This window comes from Endozoicomonas atrinae, from assembly GCF_001647025.1.
Taxonomy (GTDB): domain Bacteria; phylum Pseudomonadota; class Gammaproteobacteria; order Pseudomonadales; family Endozoicomonadaceae; genus Endozoicomonas; species Endozoicomonas atrinae.
Genome location: NZ_LUKQ02000773.1, coordinates 1 through 524, shown reverse-complemented (window position 1 = coordinate 524; position 524 = coordinate 1). Strand labels below are relative to the sequence as shown.

Sequence of the window (524 nt, the reverse complement as noted above, 5' to 3'; positions counted from 1 at the left end):
CTGACAAAAGTTTCTGCCGGATGAACTATTACTCTGGTTCAACCATGGGAACAGACTGTATACCCCCCGAAGACGAAAGCTGTGTTGATAATCCAGAATCAAAAACGCTTCTGATCGAAGCTGAACAGCACTCTTAAACGTAGCAATGTCTTTTTCGGTGTAGTTGTAGGAAATAGGCGAATCCGCCATCAAGAACTGGGTCATTGAGTGAATATCACTTTCGCTCCATAACTCCCCCGGCACCTGCGTCACCGGCCGGTCATTGGCATTGTTGCTGGCGGTAGTGGACAGATTAAAAGAGCCATGAGTCTCTACACTGTAACTGCCTTCGTTATCCAGGGTTCCCGGATACATGTTCGGGGCAACCAATCCCCACGCTTTGGGATTGCTGCCAGCAGCCACCTCAAAGTCGCCGACATAAATGGCGACGGGACCGTACCGGTTGAAATAACCGGCTGAGAGGGTGTCCACATAACCGCTGTAAAAAACAAAGATCAACGTGCGTTCATCGCCGATGGCGTGCC

The 524-nt window shown here is 50.2% G+C and carries 1 protein-coding gene; it reads right to left on the bottom strand.

All coding sequences use genetic code 11. From position 1 onward, the window contains the following. A partial coding sequence (locus AK963_RS34425; RefSeq protein ID WP_175404796.1) for a hypothetical protein occupies positions 1 to 524 on the bottom strand: 524 nt, incomplete at both ends.